Annotated in this window: 20 protein-coding genes; 13 read left to right on the top strand and 7 right to left on the bottom strand. The window is 51.8% G+C overall.

All coding sequences use genetic code 11. The annotated features are described in order from the left end of the window. Window positions 1–48 precede the first annotated feature (48 nt). Window positions 49–534, top strand: coding sequence for an NUDIX domain-containing protein (locus ACOQPM_RS24550; protein ID WP_420631030.1), 486 nt, complete (start codon window positions 49–51; stop codon window positions 532–534). Window positions 535–597: 63 nt separating this feature from the next. After that, on the top strand, window positions 598–972 hold the full coding sequence (locus tag ACOQPM_RS24545) for a DUF1801 domain-containing protein (protein WP_420631029.1): 375 nt from the start codon (window positions 598–600) through the stop codon (window positions 970–972). 5 nt (window positions 973–977) lie between these two features. On the opposite strand, the gene ACOQPM_RS24540 is transcribed toward ACOQPM_RS24545, so the two are convergent. Then, window positions 978–2,228, bottom strand: coding sequence for a sensor histidine kinase (locus ACOQPM_RS24540; RefSeq protein WP_420631028.1), 1,251 nt, complete (start codon window positions 2,226–2,228; stop codon window positions 978–980). Between the two features lie 183 nt (window positions 2,229–2,411). On the opposite strand from ACOQPM_RS24540, the gene ACOQPM_RS24535 reads away from it, so the two are divergent. Next, a complete protein-coding gene (locus ACOQPM_RS24535) occupies window positions 2,412–3,428 on the top strand; it encodes an endonuclease/exonuclease/phosphatase family protein (RefSeq protein WP_420631027.1) in 1,017 nt (338 codons plus the stop codon). Between the two features lie 3 nt (window positions 3,429–3,431). Here ACOQPM_RS24535 and ACOQPM_RS24530 read toward each other — a convergent pair whose 3' ends face one another. Genes ACOQPM_RS24530 through ACOQPM_RS24520 form a run of 3 tightly spaced genes read right to left on the bottom strand, consistent with a single transcriptional unit; the run spans window position 3,432 to window position 4,322 of the window. After that, window positions 3,432–3,644, bottom strand: a complete 213-nt coding sequence (locus ACOQPM_RS24530; protein ID WP_420631026.1) for a hypothetical protein — start codon at window positions 3,642–3,644, stop codon at window positions 3,432–3,434. Window positions 3,645–3,671: 27 nt separating this feature from the next. Continuing rightward, window positions 3,672–3,815 carry a hypothetical protein gene (locus tag ACOQPM_RS24525; protein ID WP_420631025.1) on the bottom strand — a complete coding sequence of 48 codons (144 nt, stop codon included), beginning with the start codon at window positions 3,813–3,815 and terminating at the stop codon, window positions 3,672–3,674. A gap of 9 nt (window positions 3,816–3,824) precedes the next feature. Continuing rightward, complete coding sequence (locus tag ACOQPM_RS24520; RefSeq protein WP_420631024.1) at window positions 3,825–4,322, bottom strand: c-type cytochrome; 498 nt, start codon at window positions 4,320–4,322, stop codon at window positions 3,825–3,827. 171 nt (window positions 4,323–4,493) lie between these two features. Between ACOQPM_RS24520 and ACOQPM_RS24515 the strand changes: the two genes are divergently transcribed. From ACOQPM_RS24515 to ACOQPM_RS24500, 4 genes are all read left to right on the top strand, one after another. Next, a complete protein-coding gene (locus tag ACOQPM_RS24515) occupies window positions 4,494–7,166 on the top strand; it encodes a LuxR C-terminal-related transcriptional regulator (RefSeq protein WP_420631023.1) in 2,673 nt (890 codons plus the stop codon). 299 nt (window positions 7,167–7,465) lie between these two features. Beyond that, window positions 7,466–8,845: a phosphoribosylamine--glycine ligase gene (purD, locus tag ACOQPM_RS24510; protein ID WP_420631022.1), complete on the top strand. Its 1,380-nt coding sequence runs from the start codon at window positions 7,466–7,468 to the stop codon at window positions 8,843–8,845. Window positions 8,846–8,968: 123 nt separating this feature from the next. Continuing rightward, window positions 8,969–9,688, top strand: coding sequence for a PIG-L deacetylase family protein (locus tag ACOQPM_RS24505; RefSeq protein WP_420631021.1), 720 nt, complete (start codon window positions 8,969–8,971; stop codon window positions 9,686–9,688). A gap of 49 nt (window positions 9,689–9,737) precedes the next feature. After that, window positions 9,738–10,520: a sulfotransferase family protein gene (locus tag ACOQPM_RS24500; protein ID WP_420631020.1), complete on the top strand. Its 783-nt coding sequence runs from the start codon at window positions 9,738–9,740 to the stop codon at window positions 10,518–10,520. A 23-nt stretch (window positions 10,521–10,543) separates the two neighbouring features. Here the strand turns inward: ACOQPM_RS24500 and ACOQPM_RS24495 are convergent, their stop codons facing one another. Next, the gene (locus ACOQPM_RS24495) at window positions 10,544–11,290 is read right to left on the bottom strand and encodes an FkbM family methyltransferase (RefSeq protein ID WP_420631019.1); all 747 of its coding nucleotides are present in this window, start codon (window positions 11,288–11,290) and stop codon (window positions 10,544–10,546) included. Window positions 11,291–11,511: 221 nt separating this feature from the next. Between ACOQPM_RS24495 and ACOQPM_RS24490 the strand changes: the two genes are divergently transcribed. Next, complete coding sequence (locus ACOQPM_RS24490; protein WP_420631018.1) at window positions 11,512–13,353, top strand: M23 family metallopeptidase; 1,842 nt, start codon at window positions 11,512–11,514, stop codon at window positions 13,351–13,353. Between the two features lie 41 nt (window positions 13,354–13,394). On the opposite strand, the gene ACOQPM_RS24485 is transcribed toward ACOQPM_RS24490, so the two are convergent. Both ACOQPM_RS24485 and ACOQPM_RS24480 read right to left on the bottom strand, forming a co-directional pair. Further along, entirely contained in the window at window positions 13,395–14,174 is a 780-nt protein-coding gene (locus tag ACOQPM_RS24485) for a PIG-L deacetylase family protein (RefSeq protein WP_420631017.1), read from the bottom strand. Then, window positions 14,171–14,908, bottom strand: a complete 738-nt coding sequence (locus ACOQPM_RS24480) for a PIG-L deacetylase family protein (RefSeq protein WP_420631016.1) — start codon at window positions 14,906–14,908, stop codon at window positions 14,171–14,173. The genes ACOQPM_RS24485 and ACOQPM_RS24480 overlap by 4 nt, the downstream gene beginning before the upstream one ends. 328 nt (window positions 14,909–15,236) lie before the next feature. Here ACOQPM_RS24480 and ACOQPM_RS24475 point away from each other — a divergent pair, with 328 nt between their 5' ends. The 5 genes from ACOQPM_RS24475 (at window position 15,237) to ACOQPM_RS24455 (ending at window position 19,250) form a co-directional block, all read left to right on the top strand. Beyond that, the gene (locus ACOQPM_RS24475; protein ID WP_420631015.1) at window positions 15,237–15,893 is read left to right on the top strand and encodes a TetR/AcrR family transcriptional regulator; all 657 of its coding nucleotides are present in this window, start codon (window positions 15,237–15,239) and stop codon (window positions 15,891–15,893) included. Further along, window positions 15,890–16,744, top strand: a complete 855-nt coding sequence (locus ACOQPM_RS24470; RefSeq protein ID WP_420631014.1) for an ABC transporter ATP-binding protein — start codon at window positions 15,890–15,892, stop codon at window positions 16,742–16,744. Before ACOQPM_RS24475 ends, ACOQPM_RS24470 begins: the two co-directional genes overlap by 4 nt. 1 nt (window position 16,745) lies before the next feature. Beyond that, window positions 16,746–17,855, top strand: coding sequence for an ABC transporter permease (locus tag ACOQPM_RS24465; protein ID WP_420631013.1), 1,110 nt, complete (start codon window positions 16,746–16,748; stop codon window positions 17,853–17,855). 10 nt (window positions 17,856–17,865) lie between these two features. Then, window positions 17,866–18,867: an ABC transporter permease gene (locus ACOQPM_RS24460; protein WP_420631012.1), complete on the top strand. Its 1,002-nt coding sequence runs from the start codon at window positions 17,866–17,868 to the stop codon at window positions 18,865–18,867. Window positions 18,868–19,040: 173 nt separating this feature from the next. Further along, window positions 19,041–19,250, top strand: a complete 210-nt coding sequence (locus tag ACOQPM_RS24455) for a hypothetical protein (protein WP_420631011.1) — start codon at window positions 19,041–19,043, stop codon at window positions 19,248–19,250. Window positions 19,251–19,280 lie beyond the last annotated feature (30 nt).

Genomic DNA, 19,280 nt, shown 5'->3' with positions numbered 1-19,280 from the left:
AGAAGGATTCCTGACTTCGTTCGGAATGCCGTGAGCAGGGAGAGGTTGATGAGTACAGGACGATTTTTAGGCGGCATTATGGCCCTGGTGCGGGAATTGGAAAACGGCCGTTACCTCCTCCTGCAGCGCGCCAGAAGCAAAGATGTCGGTGCAGGCAGTTGGGAGTGTGTCACCGGGCGCGTGGACCAGGGCGAAGGCTTTGAAGCCGCGCTCTACCGCGAAGTACGCGAAGAAATTGGCGTAACGCCAAAAATTGAGTTCATTTTAGGTGGTACCCACTTCTATCGCGGAACGGCCAATCCAGAAAATGAGCTGCTCGGTATCGCCTACGCCTGCACTATTCCCACAGCCAGCCATGTCCAAATCAGTGAAGAGCATGACGCCCACCATTGGTTTACTGCCGCCGAAGCGATTGAGTTTTTGCCAGAAAACCATTGGCTGACGCCCGCCGTCAAAAGAGCTGAATTTATGCGTCAGTATTGGCCCGTTGAATTAAAGGAATATTTTTTGGAACGGCCGTTTGACCTCAGTTAAAGCCGCAGATTTCTCCATACAACTTTGCATTCTGCTTTTAAATTTTTGGAGGAACGAGAAAATATGAGCGATGAATTTGAACAAATCTTAGCCACCGCCAGCCCCGAAATAGCAGCCCTGGCCCGCCAAGCCAAAGCCCTGCTGCAAGATGTGATGCCAGAGATCGTAGAAGTAGCCTGGCCCAAACAAAACATCGCGGGTTATGGTATTGGCCCCAAGAAGATGTCTGAGCATTTTTGCTACATTGGCGTCTTCAAACAGCGCATCAACCTGGGATTTTATTACGGGGCTGACCTGCCAGACCCGGAAAATCTGCTAGAAGGCAGCGGCAAAAAGCTACGCCACATCAAAATTAGCCGCCCAGAGCAGCTAGAAAGTGAAGCAGTGCGTACATTGGTTACAGTGGCATCTACTCATCTGCCCAATCTAAAGAAGTAAGCATTTTAACTTGGTGCGGTTTCTGGTAACTGTAATGAAAACCAAAACCGACTACCTTGTCCGAGCTGGCTTTCTACTTGGAGCGTGCCCCCCATTGCTTCGATAAGTTGCCGGCTAATTGCAAGGCCAAGCCCGGTGCCATTTGCCTGTTGGGGGTTTTCTGCTACCTGAACAAAGGGATCAAAAATCTTTTGTAAATCGTGTCGCGCGATGCCGCAACCAGTGTCGGTCACTTCAAAACAGAGTGTGGGAACAGCCGTATCCAGATCACTGGCTGTCACCGTCAAAGTCACCTTACCAGCTTCCGTAAATTTAATTCCGTTGCCCAGCAAGTTAATCAAAACCTGTCTCAGACGCTGTTCATCTACATAAATAACCTCTGGCAAATCGTCTGCCAGAAACAGCTGCAAATCAAGACCTTTCTTTTCGGCCGTTAGGCGCAACATGCCAACCACGTTTTCAGCCAATGTAGAAAGCAGCGCGGGATTGACGTGTAGCTGCAATTGTTGGGCTTCCAGTCTGGAAATATCCAGCAAATCATTGATCAAATCAAGCAAATGTGTCCCACTATTATGAATCCCCTGATAAAATTCTTGTTTCTCTGCTGGCAACAACCGTGCTTCATGATGCCTTAAATGGGTTGTTAGACCCAAAATGCTGCTCAATGGCGTACGCAAATCATGGCTTAACCGCGAAAAGAAGATACTCCGTGAGCGATTAGCATCTTCAGCCGCTTCTTTAGCCACAATCAATGCTTGATGTGTCTCCTCTAATTGAAGATTCTTTTGATGCAGAAATTGAGCTTGTGCTTTGATCTCATCACGGTTTTGAAGTATTTGTTTGGTAAATTGATGGAGAACGACCGTGGTAACAAATACGGCAATGAGTGCCATAGCCAGTTCATCGGCTGCCACTGGCGCGAAATGCTCTTCCTCAGGAATTCGTTCAACTTTTTCGGCAATAAATAGGGTGGTTAGGAGAACGGCCGTTCCAATCCCCATTGGAATCACAGCGCGCATACCCAGTAAAAATCCAGCAATTGAAAGCAACGCAATTAGCACCAGCGTTGCCTCATCCCGGATCCCGCCGTTTAGAGTAAGCGTCACCATAATTGCTGCATAACCAGCAATTACCAAGACAGTACTGACCAATCGAATCTTCTTTTTCTTGGTAATCATAAAAAGAATAATGGAGACAGCCGCCATACTGCCGCTAAGAATTGTGCCAGAAGGTTCATCGGCAATAAACCAGGTCAAAATTGCATAGGTTATTGAAATGACAATACAAAAAATAAGTAAATAGTGGAGGGTTTGAGCAAATAGATTATCTTGGGGATCGTCAACAGATGGGGGCAGTAGCAGCTTTTTTAGGAAACGAGCCCCTCTGTGATGACTATGATATGAGGATGGAGGTGATGGTTTCATTTGCGACATTGTAGCATGAAAAGATATGAAGAAAGCGTTGATAAAATCGCCTTATTTATCCTCTCGCAGTACATTGGAACCATGGAGCAAGCACAAAAGCGTTATCCTCTGCGCTGGATCATTGGAATCGGTTTATTTCTGGTGGTGATGGGCATTTTTCAGATGAATGTGAGTAAGCCGGGCAAAGATGTGATTGCCTGCCCCGTGGAATGTGCCGAAACGATTAACTCCTCTGCCCAGGAGCCATTGCGTATCCTTTCTCTAAACATGTTGCACGGGTATCCTGATTTTGCTTTTCTGGAGCAGCGAACGGAACTGCTTTCCCAGGAAATCGGCCGTTTGGACGCGGACATTGTGCTGCTTCAAGAAGTTCCCTGGACGAAAGAATACGGCCAAATTGGCCAGCAGTTAGCCGAGTGGGGCAACTTTAATTACGCTTATTATCGTGCCAACGGTAATCACGCACTGATTGGCTTTGAAGAAGGCTCAGTCATCTTAAGTCACTTTCCTCTGGAAAATATTACCTTCACTGAACTGCATCCTCCGGCTGGTTTTTTCGAGAACCGCATCGTTTTACACGCTACGGCTCTTTCACCACACGGCCCAATCGATCTGTTTGTTACCCACCTAACCAATGGGAAGCAAACCATTAACGCTGCACAAACAGAGGCACTGCTCACATTTGTGCAGAACGAAGCAACGCATCCATCACTCGTTGTTGGAGATTTTAACGCGCCAGAAGATTCGCCCCAGATAGTTGCATTGGCCGACTTATGGCAAGATGGTTACCGCCTGGCGCATCCAGAAGCCGTTGGCGCAACTTGCTGTGTATCAGATATTAGCAATGCACTGATCAAGCCTTTACAAACGCGCATTGACTATTTGTTTGTGGTGCCACACGCAGAATCAACGTTAACGATTGTGGAAATTGATCGGGTCTTTGTTGAGCCTTTTGAGACCGCAAACGGCCGTCTCTGGCTATCTGATCACGCGGGATTACTGGCTACAATTCGCATCGAACCACAACCATAATCATTATTCTATTAAGCCCTCAAGCACTGCTTGCAAGGTTTCAAACGATTCTGGGCCAAAATAACGCGCTACCACTACCTCACTTTCGTCTAAAACAGCTACTGCTGGATGTCCCCGCAGGCCATAATTTTGCTGCAACTGCACAATCTCAGCATCGGCCGCATTCAACCGCACAAAATCAAATTGCTCACCAAATTCCGCCTCTAGCCCATTCACGATGGGCGCAAACTCTTCTCAAGGGGGTCAGTTGTCGGTGTAAAACAGCACAAATGCTGGGCCTGCTACCTCTGGCAATGCTGCTGGTTCTTCTGTAGACGACCCGCACCCAACGGCCGTAATCACCAGCATAATGAGCGCAACGGCCGTTCGCCAAAACCATCGGTTCATAACAATCTCCTAACGTGCTGACTGCGCTTCTAAAATCTCAGGCGGCCAGCTACTTTTGATGTAAGCCAAAACGGCCTCAATTTGCTCATCTGTCAACACATCTTCATAAGCGGGCATGGCGCTGACTCCAATATTCGGCGCAAGTCGCGCCCCGCCCAGCTTGATCGATTCGATCAGGTAAGTGTCACTGTGATGCCAAGTATGACCTGTTTCATCGTGGGGCGGTGCTTTGAAGGAGCCATCGGCAAACGGCTGCTGCCAATCAGGCTGCCCTTCAAAATTAAAGCCATGACACGCTGCACAGTAGCTGTTATAAACTTCTTCCCCCATCGCCACAAACTGCCGATTGGACATACCGGCCGTTTCCGCCGAATCAGAACTGGGCCGCAACCAAAAAACGCCCGCCACAATCATTAACAGACCAACAAGTAATAAACCACCCATCATCCTTTGTTGACGCTGCTTCTTTTGCATGATCTCCTGGTGCCGCTTTTGGACTCTTTTCATGGCGAAATGCTCCTTTACGGTTGATCGTTTTCTTTGCTATCCAGGTCATTCGTTTTTAGCGAGATGTGCTTATTTTTTACCACGCTTTGCTCAGGATGAGAAAATTTGGCGGAAAACATTTATACATCGTTATGAAAACGGCCGTTTCTGCAACTGGTGTATAATATCGCCATGGAACAAACGAACCTTAAAACAGAATTAGCTTCTCCCAAACGGCCGCTCCTGCAAACCAAGCTCACCCTGCCAAGACTACGTACCAACCCTGTCGTGCGCCCGCGATTGCTGGATCAGCTAAACACAGCCGTTTCCGCCGAAGGCACCATCCATCCCAAACTCACCCTCATCACCGGCCCAGCGGGCTACGGCAAAACCACCCTGGCGACCCAGTGGATTGCCCAGATGGAACGCCCCGTCGCCTGGCTGTCGCTAGACGCTTCTGACAACGATGAAGCCCGCTTTTTGGCCTACTTCTTTGCCGCCATCGGCACCGTCCGCGAAGAGATTGGTGAGGCGGCATTGGCGCGGCTAACCACCACCTACCTCTACAATGAAACCGAAGCCATCCTCACCGCCCTGCTGAATGATTTGGCAATGGGGGAGGAAACGGCCGTCATCGTCCTCGACGACTACCATCTCATCACCGCCCCGGCCGTACATGAAGCCGTCACCTTTATTTTGCAAAATATGCCGGTGCAAATGCACCTCATCATCACCAGCCGCAGCGAACCGCCGTTGCCGCTGGCTTTGCTTCGCGCCCAGGATGCGCTCAACTGGATTGGCAGCCGCGACCTGCGCTTCACGGCCAACGAAGCTGCCCAATTTTTGCAGCAAACGATGGGCTTGCAGCTTACGCCTCAGCAAATTACCCAGCTTGATGAGCAGGTGGAAGGCTGGGTCACTGGCTTGCAGCTCATCGCTCTGGCTCTACAAGAATCGGTCTCCTTGCCGGAGGCGTTTTCAGGCAGCCAGCGGTACCTAGTAGATTATTTGGCCGACCAGGTACTCAGCCGCCAACCAGCAGAGATTCAGGAATTTTTATTGCAAACGGCCGTCCTCACCCAGTTCAATGCCAGTTTATGCCAAGCCATTACAGGGCAGCCCAGCCAGCAGCTTTTGGAGCAAATTGAAGCCGCCAATCTCTTTTTGATTCCGCTGGATGCGGCGCGACACTGGTACCGATACCATCACCTGTTTGGCGACTTTTTGAACGGCCGTCTGCAACAGCAAAAATCAGCCGCCCAAATTGCCAATTTGCACCAGCAGGCTGCCTGTTGGTACTACGAAAATGACCAGCCACTCATTGCCGTAGACCACGCTCTGGCCGCGGCCGACTACGATTTGGCCGTCACGCTCATGGAAACCGTTGCCCGCGACGTGCTCATGTTTGGCGAAGGCATCACCCTGCGCCAATGGGTCGAGGCATTGCCGGAAGATCGGCAAACGAGCCGCCCCAGTCTGACACTGTTTTATATCTGGTCGCTCATTCGTACCGGGGCGTTCCGCAAAGCCAAGCAGCTACTCGGCGCAATCAGCAACCAGCTAGACAGCGCATTGTTGTGGGGCGAATGGTCCGCGCTGCGGGCACGTTTGGCAATGCTTACAGGCGACACTGAAATCAATATTAAGTTTTCCAACAAAGCACTCTCTAAATTGCCAGATGACCAGCACATGCTACGTAGCGAAGTGGCCATCAACCTCGGCTTTTCTCATTTGCAGCGGGCTGAACTGGATGCCGCCCGCGACGCATTTGCCGAAGCGGCCCAAAATAGCACCCACGACCCCGGCCTGTGGGCAGTGATGTTTGCTACCTTTTACTGGGGACAAACCCACGAACGGCAGGCGCAGCTAAAAGAAGCGTTTACCATTTATGAACGGGGCTTGGCAACGGCCGTTTCTCAACAAACCAACTCCGCCGCCTTAGGTTACATGCACTTGGGGATGGGTAAGCTGCTCTACCAATGGAATCGGCTGGGCGAAGCCGAAACGCACCTGCGCCACGCCCTGGCCTGCGCCGAACGCAGCGGCGACCATAAAATGCTCATCTATAGCCGCGAATCGCTGGCCCAACTGCTCCTCACTCTGGATGATTGGCCTGCGGCTGAGTCGCTGGTGGTCGAGCTAGAGCAGCAAATTCAAGCCACAACCATCTCTGCTTTTCGCGCCGACCTGGCCTTGCAGCGGGGCGACATGCGTCTAGTGCGCCAGTGGGCAAATGGCTTGGGCATCGCTATTGGAGATGAGGCTGAGAAAATTCAGGATTTGCCCGGCGCGTATTTGCTGCTGGCTGAATTCCACATCGCCAACCGAGAGTACGAGGCCGTCCCATCCGTGCTGGACGTGTTATGCGAATTTGCCGAAGCGCGGCAAAGTAAAAACTTTGGCTTGCGGGTTTCACTCTTGCAAGCGTTACTTCAGGCAAAAATGGGGGCGATGGAAACGGCCGTTCCCACATTCCAGCAAACGCTCACCCAGGCTGAACCCGGCGGCTACATCCGCCTCTTCCTCGACACGCCAGACCCATCCCTGCATCGGTTGCTGCATTTAGCGGCCAACAACCCCGTCACTGCCGCCTACGCTCGCACCATTTTGACTCATTGTGATCCAGAAAAGGTTCCTTCGCTTCACTCAGGACAGGCCGAAACAACCATCCAGCCTCTCAGCGGGCGCGAAATGGAAGTGCTACGTCATCTGGCAGCTGGCCGCTCCAACCGCGAAATCGCCAATGAGATGGTACTTTCCCTCAACACCATCAAAGCCCACGCTCGGCGGCTCTACGCCAAGCTAGACGTCAACAACCGCACCCAAGCCGTCACCCGCGCCCGTGACCTTCATCTATTAGATTAGCCACAGATTTCGCGGATTTGTGGGATTTATTTCGCAAATCCTTGAAATCCGTGCAATCTGTGGCTGTTTTCACCCGTAGATGTACCCGTTTGGGTGACGCGGTTCACCTGGGGTAAACCGTATACTTAAGCATCACGGGAAAGCTCCGTTTATTTTCACCAAATAATTATTCAACCGCATAGCGATACGGCCGTACATCTCACCACACAAGAATGGAACGCTGATTTACCTGATTTCCATGATCAAAATCAGGCAGATCAGGTAAATCAGCGTCCAATTTTTTTTAAAGGAGCAGAAAGATGCAAAGTAAAAAGCTGAAAGTACTCGTTTTAGGCTATGGGGCGCGGGAACACGCTCTGGCCTGGAAGATTGTCCAATCGCCGCAAGTGGGCCGCATTTTTGTGGCCCCCGGCAATGCAGGCACGGGCGAAATCGCCACCAACGTGCCCATCAGCGATGAAGACGTGCCGGGATTGGTTGCCTTTGCCCAGCAAAACCAGATTGACCTGACGGTAGTCGGCACCAACGACCCGCTCGCCTTTGGCGTGGTGGATGCCTTCCAGGCGGCTGGATTAGCCATCTTTGGCCCCCAACAGGCGGCAGCACGGCTAGAATACTCCAAAGCATTTGCCAAGCGGTTCATGCAGCGGCACAACATCCCCACGCCCAGATTTGCCACCTTTCATTCTTATGATGAGGCAGTGGCGTATTTGGATACGTTGCCACACGGCCGTCTCGTCGTAAAAGTCAGCGGACTGGGCAAGATGGGGCTGGGTGTGACCGTTTGCGACACAAAAGCGCAGGCCAGAGCCGCACTGCACAGCTACATGGTTCACAAACTGCTGGGCGACGCCGCTGCTCAAACCGTCATCATCGAGGAGCGGCTGAGTGGCCCGGAACTCTCCATGTTTGCCCTGAGCGATGGCAAAACGGCCGTTCCCCTCTTCCCGGTACGTGATCACAAGCGCATTTTTGATGGCGACAACGGCCCCAACACTGGCGGCATGGGTGCCTTTGCCCCCGTGCCAGGTCTGCCCGCCAACTTTGAAGCCAACGTCATGAAAAATATCATCCAGCCCACCATTGACGGCATGGCGGCAGAGGGGAATCCATACGTGGGCGTGCTTTTTGCGGGGCTCATGCTCACCGAGCGGGGCGTGCAGGTGCTGGAGTTCAACTGCCGCTTTGGTAACCCGGAAACGCTAGTGCTGATGGCCTTGCTGGAATCTGATTTGGTCGAGGCGATGCTGGCCTGCATTCACGGCAAGCTAACCCCCGCCCACATACAAATCTCGGACGGGGCAGCCGCAGCGGTGATGCTAGCTTCCCCCAGCTACCCAGCAGAATCGTTCCCCACGGGCTTGCCCATCACTGGTACCAGGCTGGCGCGGGCGTTGCCGAGCGTGAATCTGTTTCATCATGGCACAAAGTTGGAAAACGGCCGTCTCCTCACATCACGCGGCAGAGTCTTGGCAGTCATCGGCAGTGGCAGCTCGCTGAGCTGCGCCCTCAAGCAAGCCTATCGCGGCGTGGACCACATCCACTTTGCCGGGGCGCAATACCGCTCGGACATTGGTGGCGGCATACCGCAGCTACCGCGCAGACCCATTTTAGGATGGTATGAAAAGCGAATAAGGGTGAGACCTGTGCTGAGCGAAGCCGAAGCAACGGCCGTATAGAACAAATCGAGCATAATCAAATTTTCCCCATCTGGTAGGGGCAGGCCTGAGACCTGCCCCTTTTTATTTGTTCCCAAAAGCACAACGCTATACCATTGCTCTAATTCAACAAAGGAATGCAGCATGCCCCAGGAACTTCGCAATTTTGATGCCTTTGCCGACGTTAAACGGCTCATCGTCATTGCTGCCCACCCGGATGATTTGGAAACGATTTGTGGCGGCACGGTTTACCAACTGGCCCAGCGCGGGGTCGCCATCTTCTCGGTCAATTGCACCCTAGGCGACATTGGCACCAATGATGCAAAATATAATCGCTCGATGCTGGCGGCAGCACGGCTTGAAGAAACGGTAGCTGCGGCACGTGTGCTAGGCATTGCCCAAACGTTCAACCTAGGCCGCCCAGATGGCGAACTGTTGCCCGATTTGGCTCTCCGTGCCGACATCGCTCGCCTGTACCGCCTTACGCAAGCAGACACGCTGTTCACTTTTGACCCCCACTGGACGGGGCAAATGCACCCTGATCATCGGGCGGCAGGGCAGGCGGCGCTGGATGCGTACATGCCGTCCAAAATGCCGCTTTATCGCCCAGAACAGCTAAACAAGGCGGGGACAGCTCTTGGCTGCCTGAAGCGGGTCTTTGTCTTTAGCACAGATCGTGACCCAGATGCGGTGGTGGATGTAACGGCCGTTTACCCCCACAAAATCGCCGCCACCATTGCCCACAAAAGCCAATTCCCCGATGGCGAAGCCAATCTTGACTGGATGAAAGAGCTGGATAAAAAACCGGGTGAGAAGATTGGCGTAACCTACGCAGAGCAGTTTAAGCAAATCACTGTTTGGTAAAGAACCTCCCGGAGGTTTCGGAATCTTCGGAGGTTAGTGGGAGGCTTGAATGAGTCTAAAAATTATTGGTTCTGGCTTTGGCCGCACGGGTACGCTCTCGCTTAAGGCGGCGTTAGAGATTTTGGGCTTTGCCCCCTGTTACCACATGCAGGAAGTCATTAAACGACCGTCTCACATCAAAAAATGGCAGCAAATCGCCGATAATCAACCAGTACCGTGGGACGATATTTTTGCTAATTTTGAGGCAGTGGTGGACTTCCCAGCCAGCATCTTTTACCAAGAGTTGCTGGCGGCGTACCCAACTGCCAAAGTGATCCACTCCGTCCGTGACCCAGAACGCTGGTACGACAGCACCGCCGAAACAATCTACCGCGCTGCCGAAAACTTTCCATCCTGGGCGGCGAAAATAATACCGCCGCTGGGCAACTTCATAGAGATGCAGGAACAGATTATTTGGCAGCGGCTGTTTAACGGCCGTTTCCCAGACCGCACCTACGCCATCCAACGCTTTCACGACTACACCGAGGAAGTCAAACAGCACGTCCCGCCAGAGAAGCTGCTCATTTTCCAGGTAAAGGAAGGGTGGGAACCGCTCTGTGACTTTTTAGGCGTCCCCGTGCCGGATGTGCCATTCCCCCACGTAAATGACCGAGAAAATATGCTGCGCGATTTCAAGCGGCTTCGTCAAACCTTTACTCTTCTTCCGCTGACCATCGCCGCCTTGACCCTCATCTTGCTCTGGCAAAGAAGCAAGCTGAGCCGCTCTGTCCGTAAAGTTGGGCAAAACAAACCAACCTCAATTGTCATTTCGGACGGAGTGAGAAATCCCTAACGAGGTACGCGCTAATAATCTGACTAATTTGAAGCAAGCACCGCGTAAATATCGCCGCTACCGGCCTGGGGCGACTGCTGGCGCAAAAAATGGCGCATCTCCTTGGCAGAGTGCCAGTTTGCCGCCAAGCGATGCGTTTCCCCAGGCGCGTAGCTGTAGCGGTAGTCCCCCAAAGCCTCTAGCCGCTCGATGCAGCCCAGCGCCACCCCCAGCGCGGCGGGAATGAACTCAAACGAGAGCGCGGGAATTGGCGTCGAGAGGCCGCGCAACACCTCCAGTTCAAAGCCCTCCACGTCAATTTTGCAAAAGGCCGGACGGCCGTATTCACCAATCAATTCATCCAGCGTGGTCACTGTCACGGGGACGGCCGTCTCCCACGCCACGCCCGCAAAGGAAGCATCCTGCCGCACCGCCCGCATCCAGTTGGCCGACAGGGTAGACACCGTGGGCGTGCGCTGGCTGATGTGCAGCATGGCCTCTCCTGGCTCTGCGCCAACGGCTTGATCAAGCAGAGTAATTTGGGACGAACGGCCGTACAATCGCTGCAAAGTAGCAAAAAAGATGGGCTGCGGCTCGATGGCCACCGTGCGCGCCCCCAACTGCTGCCAAACCCGCAATCGGTTGCCCACGTGCGCCCCCACGTCAAAACATAAATCACTCGGCTGGATGAAACGGCCGTACAGCCGCCGCATTTGCCAAGCCCGCCACGGAATTGCATAATAAATCAGCAACGAACGCGCCAATCCCAGTGCCTGTGCAAAATTCATCATCCCGCCAACGGTACCCAGCCAAACCCAATCCGTCAAAAACAATTTTTTGTTGCCCAACACGGATAGATTGAAATTGAGGTGCCAAAATTGATTTTAAATTCGTTCCTATCCATGTTGAGCTTCTTTGCGTTGGAATAGCATACCCGTACAAAAAACTGAAAAGTCAGTGAGTTTTTAACCCACGGCCACCCTCAATTTTCCAAAACCGATAAAATTTGCGAATGCACCGGCATTATTTGGCAACCAAACCAACCACCTTTTTCACAATCTTGCTGCTTTTCGTTGTGGTTGCGTGCAGCAATGCCTCTGCGCCAACAGTTGCCCCGGTTGCCAGTGTGAACACGCCGCCTGCAAGTGCCACACCCTCCATCACGCAGACGTTTACGGCCGTTCCCACCGGCACCCCCACAAACACACCAACCCCAACCATCACCCCCTCGCCAACGCCCACCCCGACTGCAACGGCCGTTCCTCTCACCGTTGGCAATCATTTACGCAGCCAGCAAACCAGCGATCCCGTCCCCAACGGCAACGCCGCCTGCGGTTTTGTGGATCTGTTCGACTTCCCCATTGATCCGCCAGACGCTGCCAACGTGAGCCGGGGCGGTGGCGATTTTGGCGTCTTTCGCAGCAGATTCGACAAGTTCCATGCCGGGGAAGATTGGGGCGGGCCAAACAATCGCCCCAACTTAGGCACGCCCGTCTACAGCATCGGGCATGGCTTGGTGACTTACGCCCAGCCGCTGGGCTGGGGGCGCGACAAGGGCGTGGTCATTGTGGAGCATACTTTTGCCAACGGCCGTACCGTCCTCTCCTTTTACGGCCACCTTGCGCCAGACAGCGTTGTGCTAACCCCTGGCACCTGCGTCCAGCGCGGCCAGCTTGTGGGGCTAATCGGCCAACCGCGCGGCTTCCCGCACTTGCACTTTGAGGTTCGCACCCAAGCTCCTTACCAAACGCTCACTGGCTACTGGCCAGAAGACCCGCGCACCCAAGGCTGGCTCTGGCCGTCGCAAGAAATTTGGACGGCGCGGGTGGCTGCTGTTCCCGGCGTGGCCTGGGCACGGCCGTTTTCTGACCGGGGTACGCAAGCCATCGGCCAGCTTGATGCGGACAGCTACCTCCTTTTGGAAAGCAAACAACTTCATCGGCTGAACATGAGCAACGGCCGTTCCAACCCCATTGATTTTGGCCGTGAAGAAATTGACGCCGCGCTGCACCAGACGACTAGCCAACTGCTCGTTCTGGCAGAACGCAACAATGATTTGCTGGCAGCTTACAGTTGGCCCGATTTGATCCAGCAGTGGGAAATTGATTTGCCAATTAACAGCCCCCCCACGCTGCTGCCCCTGCCCGATGGTAACTTTCTGGCACTGACGCGCAACAACATGACGGCCGTTTCCGCCACTGGCAACATCCTCTGGACTGAAGCACTCAACAGCCCCTTGCTCGATTGGCAGATCACCAACGACGCGCTTTACCTGACGACTGACGGCAACAACGGCCGTCTCTGGCGCGTTCAATCCAATCAGGCAGAAGTCATTGTAGAATTGAGCGGCAAGATTGCCTTGCGCGGGGGCGGACTTTGGCTCTACCACCGTGAAGGACTTTACCAAATCAACATTGGCGACCAAACCAGCGTGAATCTAGTAACCATCCTGCCTACCGGCACGCTCAACCGGGGCGCTCTGCTCCCTCTGCCAGACGGCAGCTTGCTGCTGGCCCACGCAGACCCCGCCGACCGTCGCTTGCTGCAATTTGGCGCAGACGGCAGTCTCCTCTGGGAACGTTCTTACCGAGCCGAAATTAGCGGCAACGTGACGCTGCATTTGGTGGATGGGCGGCCGTATTTGGCAGCCAGCGGTGTCGGCGGCAGCAGTGGCTTTCTCACCGTCTACACCATCGAACAAAGCCAAAATCGGCTTACGGCCGTGTTTGCAGGCGGCTCTCGCACCCCTGCCAGCAACGACATGTGGGTAACGGCCGCTGCTGACAACCAACTTCTCATCAATGTCGGCGGCGGCCCCCTGGCTCTGTTCCAGCCAGTCATCCATGAGCAGTAGAGCTATTTCAGAATAATGAGGTGAAGGCTGAGAAAATCTAGTTAATCTCCCGCTTCTGCCTGTGCTTCAATCTCCGTCTCTGGCTCAGGCTCTTTTTCTTCCTCAACTTCCCGCAACGTAATGCGAAAATAGCCTTCGGCATATTTGTAGCCCACACGCTTGCCGGTGTCGGCTGCCCATTCTCGCATGCGCTCCTCGGGGTCCCAATCCCCAAGCTGGCTGGCGTGCTTACGCAGGGCGGCAATTTTGGTGTCAATGCTCTCCGTGATGTCAACATACATATTGGCTTCGCGCCGCCCAAACGAGATGTACACATAGTTTACCTTGTGCGGTTCGTACCCTTCTTCTACCAATTCCGGGAAGAGCAGCGGCGAATCGCCCGAAGGAAAAACTGCTTCCAGTGCCACCTGCCCTGCACTTCGGTGATCTGGATGGTTGATGTAGCCATCGCTGTAAAAAAATTGGGGGTCACCACAGACAACGACGTTGGGTTTGTGCTGGCGGATGAGCCGGACAAGTTTTTTACGCAGTTCAAGGGTGGGTTGGAGACGGCCGTCTGGTTCCCCCATAAACAAGCAGCGAGCCACACCCGCCACTTCTGCTGCCTCGCTCTGTTCACGGCGACGAATTTTTGCTAACTTTTCGGCCGTCATGCCCGCCTCGCGGCTGCCAATGTTGCCGTCGGTGAGCACAATATAGCTGATTTCGCAGCCGTGTTTGGCCCACTTTGCGGCCGTTCCTGCCGAGCCAAACTCAATATCATCAGGATGGGCAAAAATGAACATGGCGCGTTCCGGAATGTAATCGTTGGCGTTGGTCATGCGCTTGGCTCCTCTTCTGGTTGGGGCAAGGGTGTGACGGTGAAGCGCCGAAATGCTTCTGCATACGACAGCCCCACCTGCTTGCCAATGGTTGCGGCGCGGTCTCGTAATCGCTCTGAATAATCTTTTTCACCAATTTGGCTTTTGTGCGCCTTCAGCGCCAGTAGCTTGGTTTCTAAAGAGTCAGACACATCTTCATAATGGTTCAAGTTGTCGTCTGTGACGACGTAAACAAAGTTCACTTTGTGTGGCGTAATGCCTTCCGCTTCAAATTCAGGGTAAAGCAAGGGCATTTCGCAGGTAGGAAAAACGGCATCCAGCGCCGCCCGCGCCGCGGCTCGGTGGTCTGGATGATTTAGCCGTTCGCCACGGAAAAACATATTGGGGTCGCCGCACACGACGGCATTTGGCTTGTGCTGCCGGATGAGCTTAACCAAATCTTTACGCAATTCCAAAGATGGTTCCAATGAGCCATCATCGTAACCGAGGAAGATGCAGTGGGTGGCTCCGGCCACTTTGGCAGCGGCCGTTTGCTCTTCCCGCCGAATGTGCCCAATTTGCCCGCGCGTCATGCCCGGTTCGTGGGAGCCTGCATTGCCGTCGGTGATGACAACGTAGGTTGTTTCGCAGCCGTGTTTGGCCCATTTTGCGGCCGTTCCGGCCACGCTAAACTCAATATCATCCGGGTGGGCAAAGATAAACATTGCCCGCTCGGGAATATAGCTGTTGCTCATGATTGCTTGTTTGCCTCCAAAATAGTGTATGAGGTCAGATTATACCGGACGCGATTCCGCTTGCGAATGATCGTAAGGACAGGCTCAGAAAGTTGTAGGGAAACGGCCGTTTCCATCTCCAATTCATCTGCACCCTAGAGTTTTCCAAAAGTCGAGTTTGCAGAGCGCAGATATAAGCAGTTTTCCGCGTCATCCGCGCTCGTCCGCGTCCTGAAATTGGACTAACTGAAAAGCCCTGCCCCCAAAACGGTTGACGACGGAATAAATTTTGGATATGATATGACCTTAAGGTCACATGACCCAAAAGTCACATCAATAAGGCGACCCTATGCCCAAAGACACTTTTCTAAATTTGCCCATGCAAAAACGGCAGCTTATTGAAGAAGCCGCCCTGGATGAATTTGCCACTTGGGGGTTTGACAATGCCAGTATCAACCGCATTGTAACCCAATGCCAAATCGCCAAAGGCAGCTTTTATCAATATTTTGATGACAAGAAAGATTTATACAAGCACGTTCTGAACTGGATCACGGAAAGGAAAATCGAATACATCTCGCCAGTGTTACAAAATCCGTTGGCGCATGATTTTTTTACCGTCTTGCAGGAACTGTTCCGCTCAGGATTGGCATTTGCCCAGGAAAATCCAAAGGCGGCGCTTATTGGCAACCAGGTTTTTAAGAATCGGGAAAGCTCTATTTACAAAGAGGTTTTTGATGAGGGACGGGAAACGGCCGTAACCTTCTACCAAAACCTGATTGATCTGGCAATTGAAAGAGGGGAGCTACGAGCCAACATTGATGTGAGATTCATAACTCACATTTTAATGTCCCTCAACGTAGCCACCTTTGAATATTATTTTGAAGTCGTTAAAGGCGGCGACTTTAACATGACCCAAATTGACGACGATTATATGGATACGGTCAATCTATTTATTGACTTCATAAAACGAGGAATTAGCGACCCAGTAGGAGAAAAAATATTATGATCAAAGTAGAAGGTCTTTACCATTCCTACAACAAAGATGAAAATTATGCTGTCAAAGATGCCAGCTTTGAAATCCCCAAAGGCGAAGTATTTGGCTTTCTTGGCCCTTCCGGGGCAGGAAAATCCACAACGCAGGGGGTTCTGACAGGTTTGTTGCCACTACAGCAAGGGGATGTCAGCGTAGCTGGGTATGATGTCAAAAATATCTCCCGCAAAATGTTCAACAAAATTGGTATGTCCTTTGAGCAATCAAACGTTTACAGCAAAATGACGGCCAAAGAAAACCTGGATTTCTACAAAAAGCTCTTTGATGTGGAAACCCGTGATTCTGAAGAGCTAATTAAGCTGGTTGGTCTAGACGGGAAAGAAAACGTGCGGGCTGGTGAATTTTCCAAAGGGATGAAGCACCGCCTCACCTTTGCCCGCTCTATGCTCAACAATCCCGAACTTTGGTTCCTGGATGAGCCAACAACCGGGCTTGACCCAGCTATTGCAGCAGACATTAAAGATATTATTCGCGCCGAAAACAAGAAGGGCGTGACCATCTTCCTCACCACCCACAATATGTTCATCGCCGATGAGCTTTGTGATCGCGTGGCCTTTATTATTGATGGCGAGATCAAGCTAATTGATTCCCCGAAAAATCTTAAATTGGCCTACGGCGAGCAGCTTGTTGAGGTGGAATATCGGAGCAATGGTGATGTTGTCACCGAAATCTACTCCACTGTTCAAGAAGATGACAAGGCACGCTTGCAGGCTGTCATTGGCAACAACGACATCCAATCTATGCACACCAAAGAGGCCACCCTTGAAGAGATTTTCATCAAGGTAACGGGCAGGGGGTTGGAATAGCATGAAATTATGGCATAGTTTTGTCAAAGAGCTGATTCTTGCCTCGCGCAGCCTCTACTTTTACATTGAGCTAATCATGGCTTTTATCTTTCTGTTTCTGCTCCTGTTTGTCATTCCAGAGCAGTTCAACAGCAAGTCGGATGAGTATGTGTATTGGGACATGCCTGAAGCTGGCCGCGAGCTACTGGCTGAGCAAGCCCTAGATGCCGATGAAGATGGCGTGGCGGAAACGGTAGAGCTTGAGTATGATGGCGAACCGGTGTCAGCAACGCTCTACTCGACTGAAACGCAGAATATTTATGTGCTTGATGATCGGGAAACGGCCGTAAACCTTGCCGACGAAGAAAGAGCCTTTGCCGCTATCGTTCACATGGATGATGCAGGTGAAGTCACCTATACCTACTACCTGCAAGGATACGAAACAGAGCGTTTACGCAACACATACCTCGTTTTTCACAACGAAGACACAGACATCCTTGCGAATACATTTGACAACCAAGATGTACGCGCTTTAGAAACTGAACATCTGTTGCTCACGGATCGGGAAAACGTCATTCCCTCCTTCCTCACATTCAACGGCAGCTTGATGGGCTTGTTTATTATTGCCTCCTACATCTTCCTGGACAAAAAAGAAGGCGTGATTAAAGCATATGCGGTTACAGCATCCTCTGTGTGGCAATATCTGATGAGCAAAATGGGCGTTATTATGCTCACTAGCACGGTCACCAGCTTTCTGATTGTGCTGCCCATCATGGGGTTGCAGCCAAATTATCTGCTCATGCTCCTCTTCTTGCTGACCACCGGGTTTGCGGCGTCAGCCCTTGGGTTGGTACTTACAAGCTACTACGACAACATCCAGCAGGCATTTGGTACGCTGTATGTGTTAATTATTGTTTTGATGTTGCCCAATGTTGCCTACTTCATTCCCAGTTGGAATCCCACCTGGATGACCTACTTCCCTACCTATCCAATGCTTGAAGGGTTTAAAGAAATCCTGCTAACCAATGGTGATGTATCTTATGTGCTGCTGGCTTCTTTGGGATTTCTAGTGGCTGGGGTTGTGATGTTCTTATTTGCCAATACACGGTTCAAACAGACGTTGACGGTCTAAGGAGACTATCATGTTGAAAAAAATATGGTCCATTTTTATCCGAGACATCAAAGTTAATTTGCGCGACTTCATTAGCTTGTATATTCTGCTTATACCGATTCTGTTTGCAGTGGGAATCCGGCTCTTGGTACCCAGCGTCAATGACACGACGGTTGATTTGGCGATGCTGGACGGAGAGAACCCTGGGATGGTGACCTACCTGGAGCAATTTGCCAATGTTGAACTGTTCAGTGACATGGATGCCATCAATGAACGGCTAGAACGGCGAGACAATATCGTCGCCCTTTTGCCTGAGAATGGCGACTATTACATTCTGACCCAAGGGAACGAACCGGAATCGGTGGTTGAGTTTGCCAAGTTACTCAACAGCTACCATGAATTGGATTTAAATGTAGAGAATACAACGGCCGTTATCGAAACATTCGGCCGTACAGAATCACCACTCAAGAAGCTGCTGGTCAACATCATGATTTTGATGACCTCTGTGTTGGCAGGCATGTTGATCTCCATCAATATTGTGGAAGAAAAAGCAGACAACACGGTCGCGGCCATCAATGTTAGCCCAGTTTCACGGGTTGGCTTCATTCTCGGCAAGAGCATGAGCGGGATGTTCCTGGCAATTTACGGTGCAGTGGCCATCCTGTGGATTACGGGCTTCTCGGACGTCAACATCGGGCAAGTTTTGCTGGCAATCTTGTCGGTGACCATGTTGAGCGTGCTGGTTGGCTTCATCGAGGGCATCAACAATGATGATGTCATGAACGCGGCGGCGGGCATCAAATTGCTGTTCCTGCCCCTGGCCGCAGGGGTGGCTGCGGCCGAACTATTGAGTGAGCAGTGGCAAGCCTTGGCCTACTGGATTCCTTTTTACTGGACGTACAAGGGCAATGACGCTATTTTGTCTTACAGTGCCAGTTGGCCACAAATCGTTTCATACACAGCCATTGTGTTGGTTTTGTGTGGTATCGTTTATTATTTCCTGGCACCAAAAATTCAGGAAGGGTTAGCGTAACGTAGAGGCATTGCAATTGGTGTATAAAAATTAATTGGGTAATGGTAGGGGCGCATCCCCGTGTGCGCCCAAACTTGGGCAGACACGGGGGTCTGCCCCTACCAAAATTGTTGCCTGTTTTATTTCTTAAAATGCAAATGCAACGTCTCTACCAAGAATACAGGAGAGAAAAGATGAATTGGTTTCCGTTGTTAGGTTTGTTGGCATTGGCTTATGCTGGCTTGGTGTTTTATTTGGCGGCTGCCAAGAAACCGGCTGCCATTTGGAATATGGCAAAAATCCAGATGTTCATTAAAGTGCTGGGAGAAAAAGGGACGATTATTTTCTTCTACGTCTGGGGAGTTATCTTTTTAGGCTTAGCCATTTGGCTTTTTACGCTATAATTCACATCAAAATTTCGGTATAAAAAAGGA

The sequence above is a fragment of the Candidatus Leptofilum sp. genome, from assembly GCF_965223525.1.
Classification (GTDB): Bacteria; Chloroflexota; Anaerolineae; order Promineifilales; family Promineifilaceae; genus Leptofilum.
This window is presented reverse-complemented; position numbering and strand designations above follow the sequence as displayed.

Excerpts from the sequence above, each read along its gene's own strand:
- ACOQPM_RS24550 (WP_420631030.1), top strand. The coding sequence starts at position 49 with ATGAGTACAGGACGATTTTTAGGCGGCATTATGGCCCTGGTGCGGGAA.
- ACOQPM_RS24545 (WP_420631029.1), top strand. The coding sequence starts at position 598 with ATGAGCGATGAATTTGAACAAATCTTAGCCACCGCCAGCCCCGAAATA.
- ACOQPM_RS24535 (WP_420631027.1), top strand. The coding sequence starts at position 2,412 with ATGAAAAGATATGAAGAAAGCGTTGATAAAATCGCCTTATTTATCCTC.
- ACOQPM_RS24525 (WP_420631025.1), bottom strand. The coding sequence starts at position 3,815 with ATGAACCGATGGTTTTGGCGAACGGCCGTTGCGCTCATTATGCTGGTG.
- ACOQPM_RS24520 (WP_420631024.1), bottom strand. The coding sequence starts at position 4,322 with ATGAAAAGAGTCCAAAAGCGGCACCAGGAGATCATGCAAAAGAAGCAG.
- ACOQPM_RS24515 (WP_420631023.1), top strand. The coding sequence starts at position 4,494 with ATGGAACAAACGAACCTTAAAACAGAATTAGCTTCTCCCAAACGGCCG.
- purD (WP_420631022.1), top strand. The coding sequence starts at position 7,466 with ATGCAAAGTAAAAAGCTGAAAGTACTCGTTTTAGGCTATGGGGCGCGG.
- ACOQPM_RS24505 (WP_420631021.1), top strand. The coding sequence starts at position 8,969 with ATGCCCCAGGAACTTCGCAATTTTGATGCCTTTGCCGACGTTAAACGG.
- ACOQPM_RS24500 (WP_420631020.1), top strand. The coding sequence starts at position 9,738 with ATGAGTCTAAAAATTATTGGTTCTGGCTTTGGCCGCACGGGTACGCTC.
- ACOQPM_RS24495 (WP_420631019.1), bottom strand. The coding sequence starts at position 11,290 with ATGATGAATTTTGCACAGGCACTGGGATTGGCGCGTTCGTTGCTGATT.
- ACOQPM_RS24490 (WP_420631018.1), top strand. The coding sequence starts at position 11,512 with ATGCACCGGCATTATTTGGCAACCAAACCAACCACCTTTTTCACAATC.
- ACOQPM_RS24485 (WP_420631017.1), bottom strand. The coding sequence starts at position 14,174 with ATGACCAACGCCAACGATTACATTCCGGAACGCGCCATGTTCATTTTT.
- ACOQPM_RS24480 (WP_420631016.1), bottom strand. The coding sequence starts at position 14,908 with ATGAGCAACAGCTATATTCCCGAGCGGGCAATGTTTATCTTTGCCCAC.
- ACOQPM_RS24475 (WP_420631015.1), top strand. The coding sequence starts at position 15,237 with ATGCCCAAAGACACTTTTCTAAATTTGCCCATGCAAAAACGGCAGCTT.
- ACOQPM_RS24470 (WP_420631014.1), top strand. The coding sequence starts at position 15,890 with ATGATCAAAGTAGAAGGTCTTTACCATTCCTACAACAAAGATGAAAAT.
- ACOQPM_RS24465 (WP_420631013.1), top strand. The coding sequence starts at position 16,746 with ATGAAATTATGGCATAGTTTTGTCAAAGAGCTGATTCTTGCCTCGCGC.
- ACOQPM_RS24460 (WP_420631012.1), top strand. The coding sequence starts at position 17,866 with ATGTTGAAAAAAATATGGTCCATTTTTATCCGAGACATCAAAGTTAAT.
- ACOQPM_RS24455 (WP_420631011.1), top strand. The coding sequence starts at position 19,041 with ATGAATTGGTTTCCGTTGTTAGGTTTGTTGGCATTGGCTTATGCTGGC.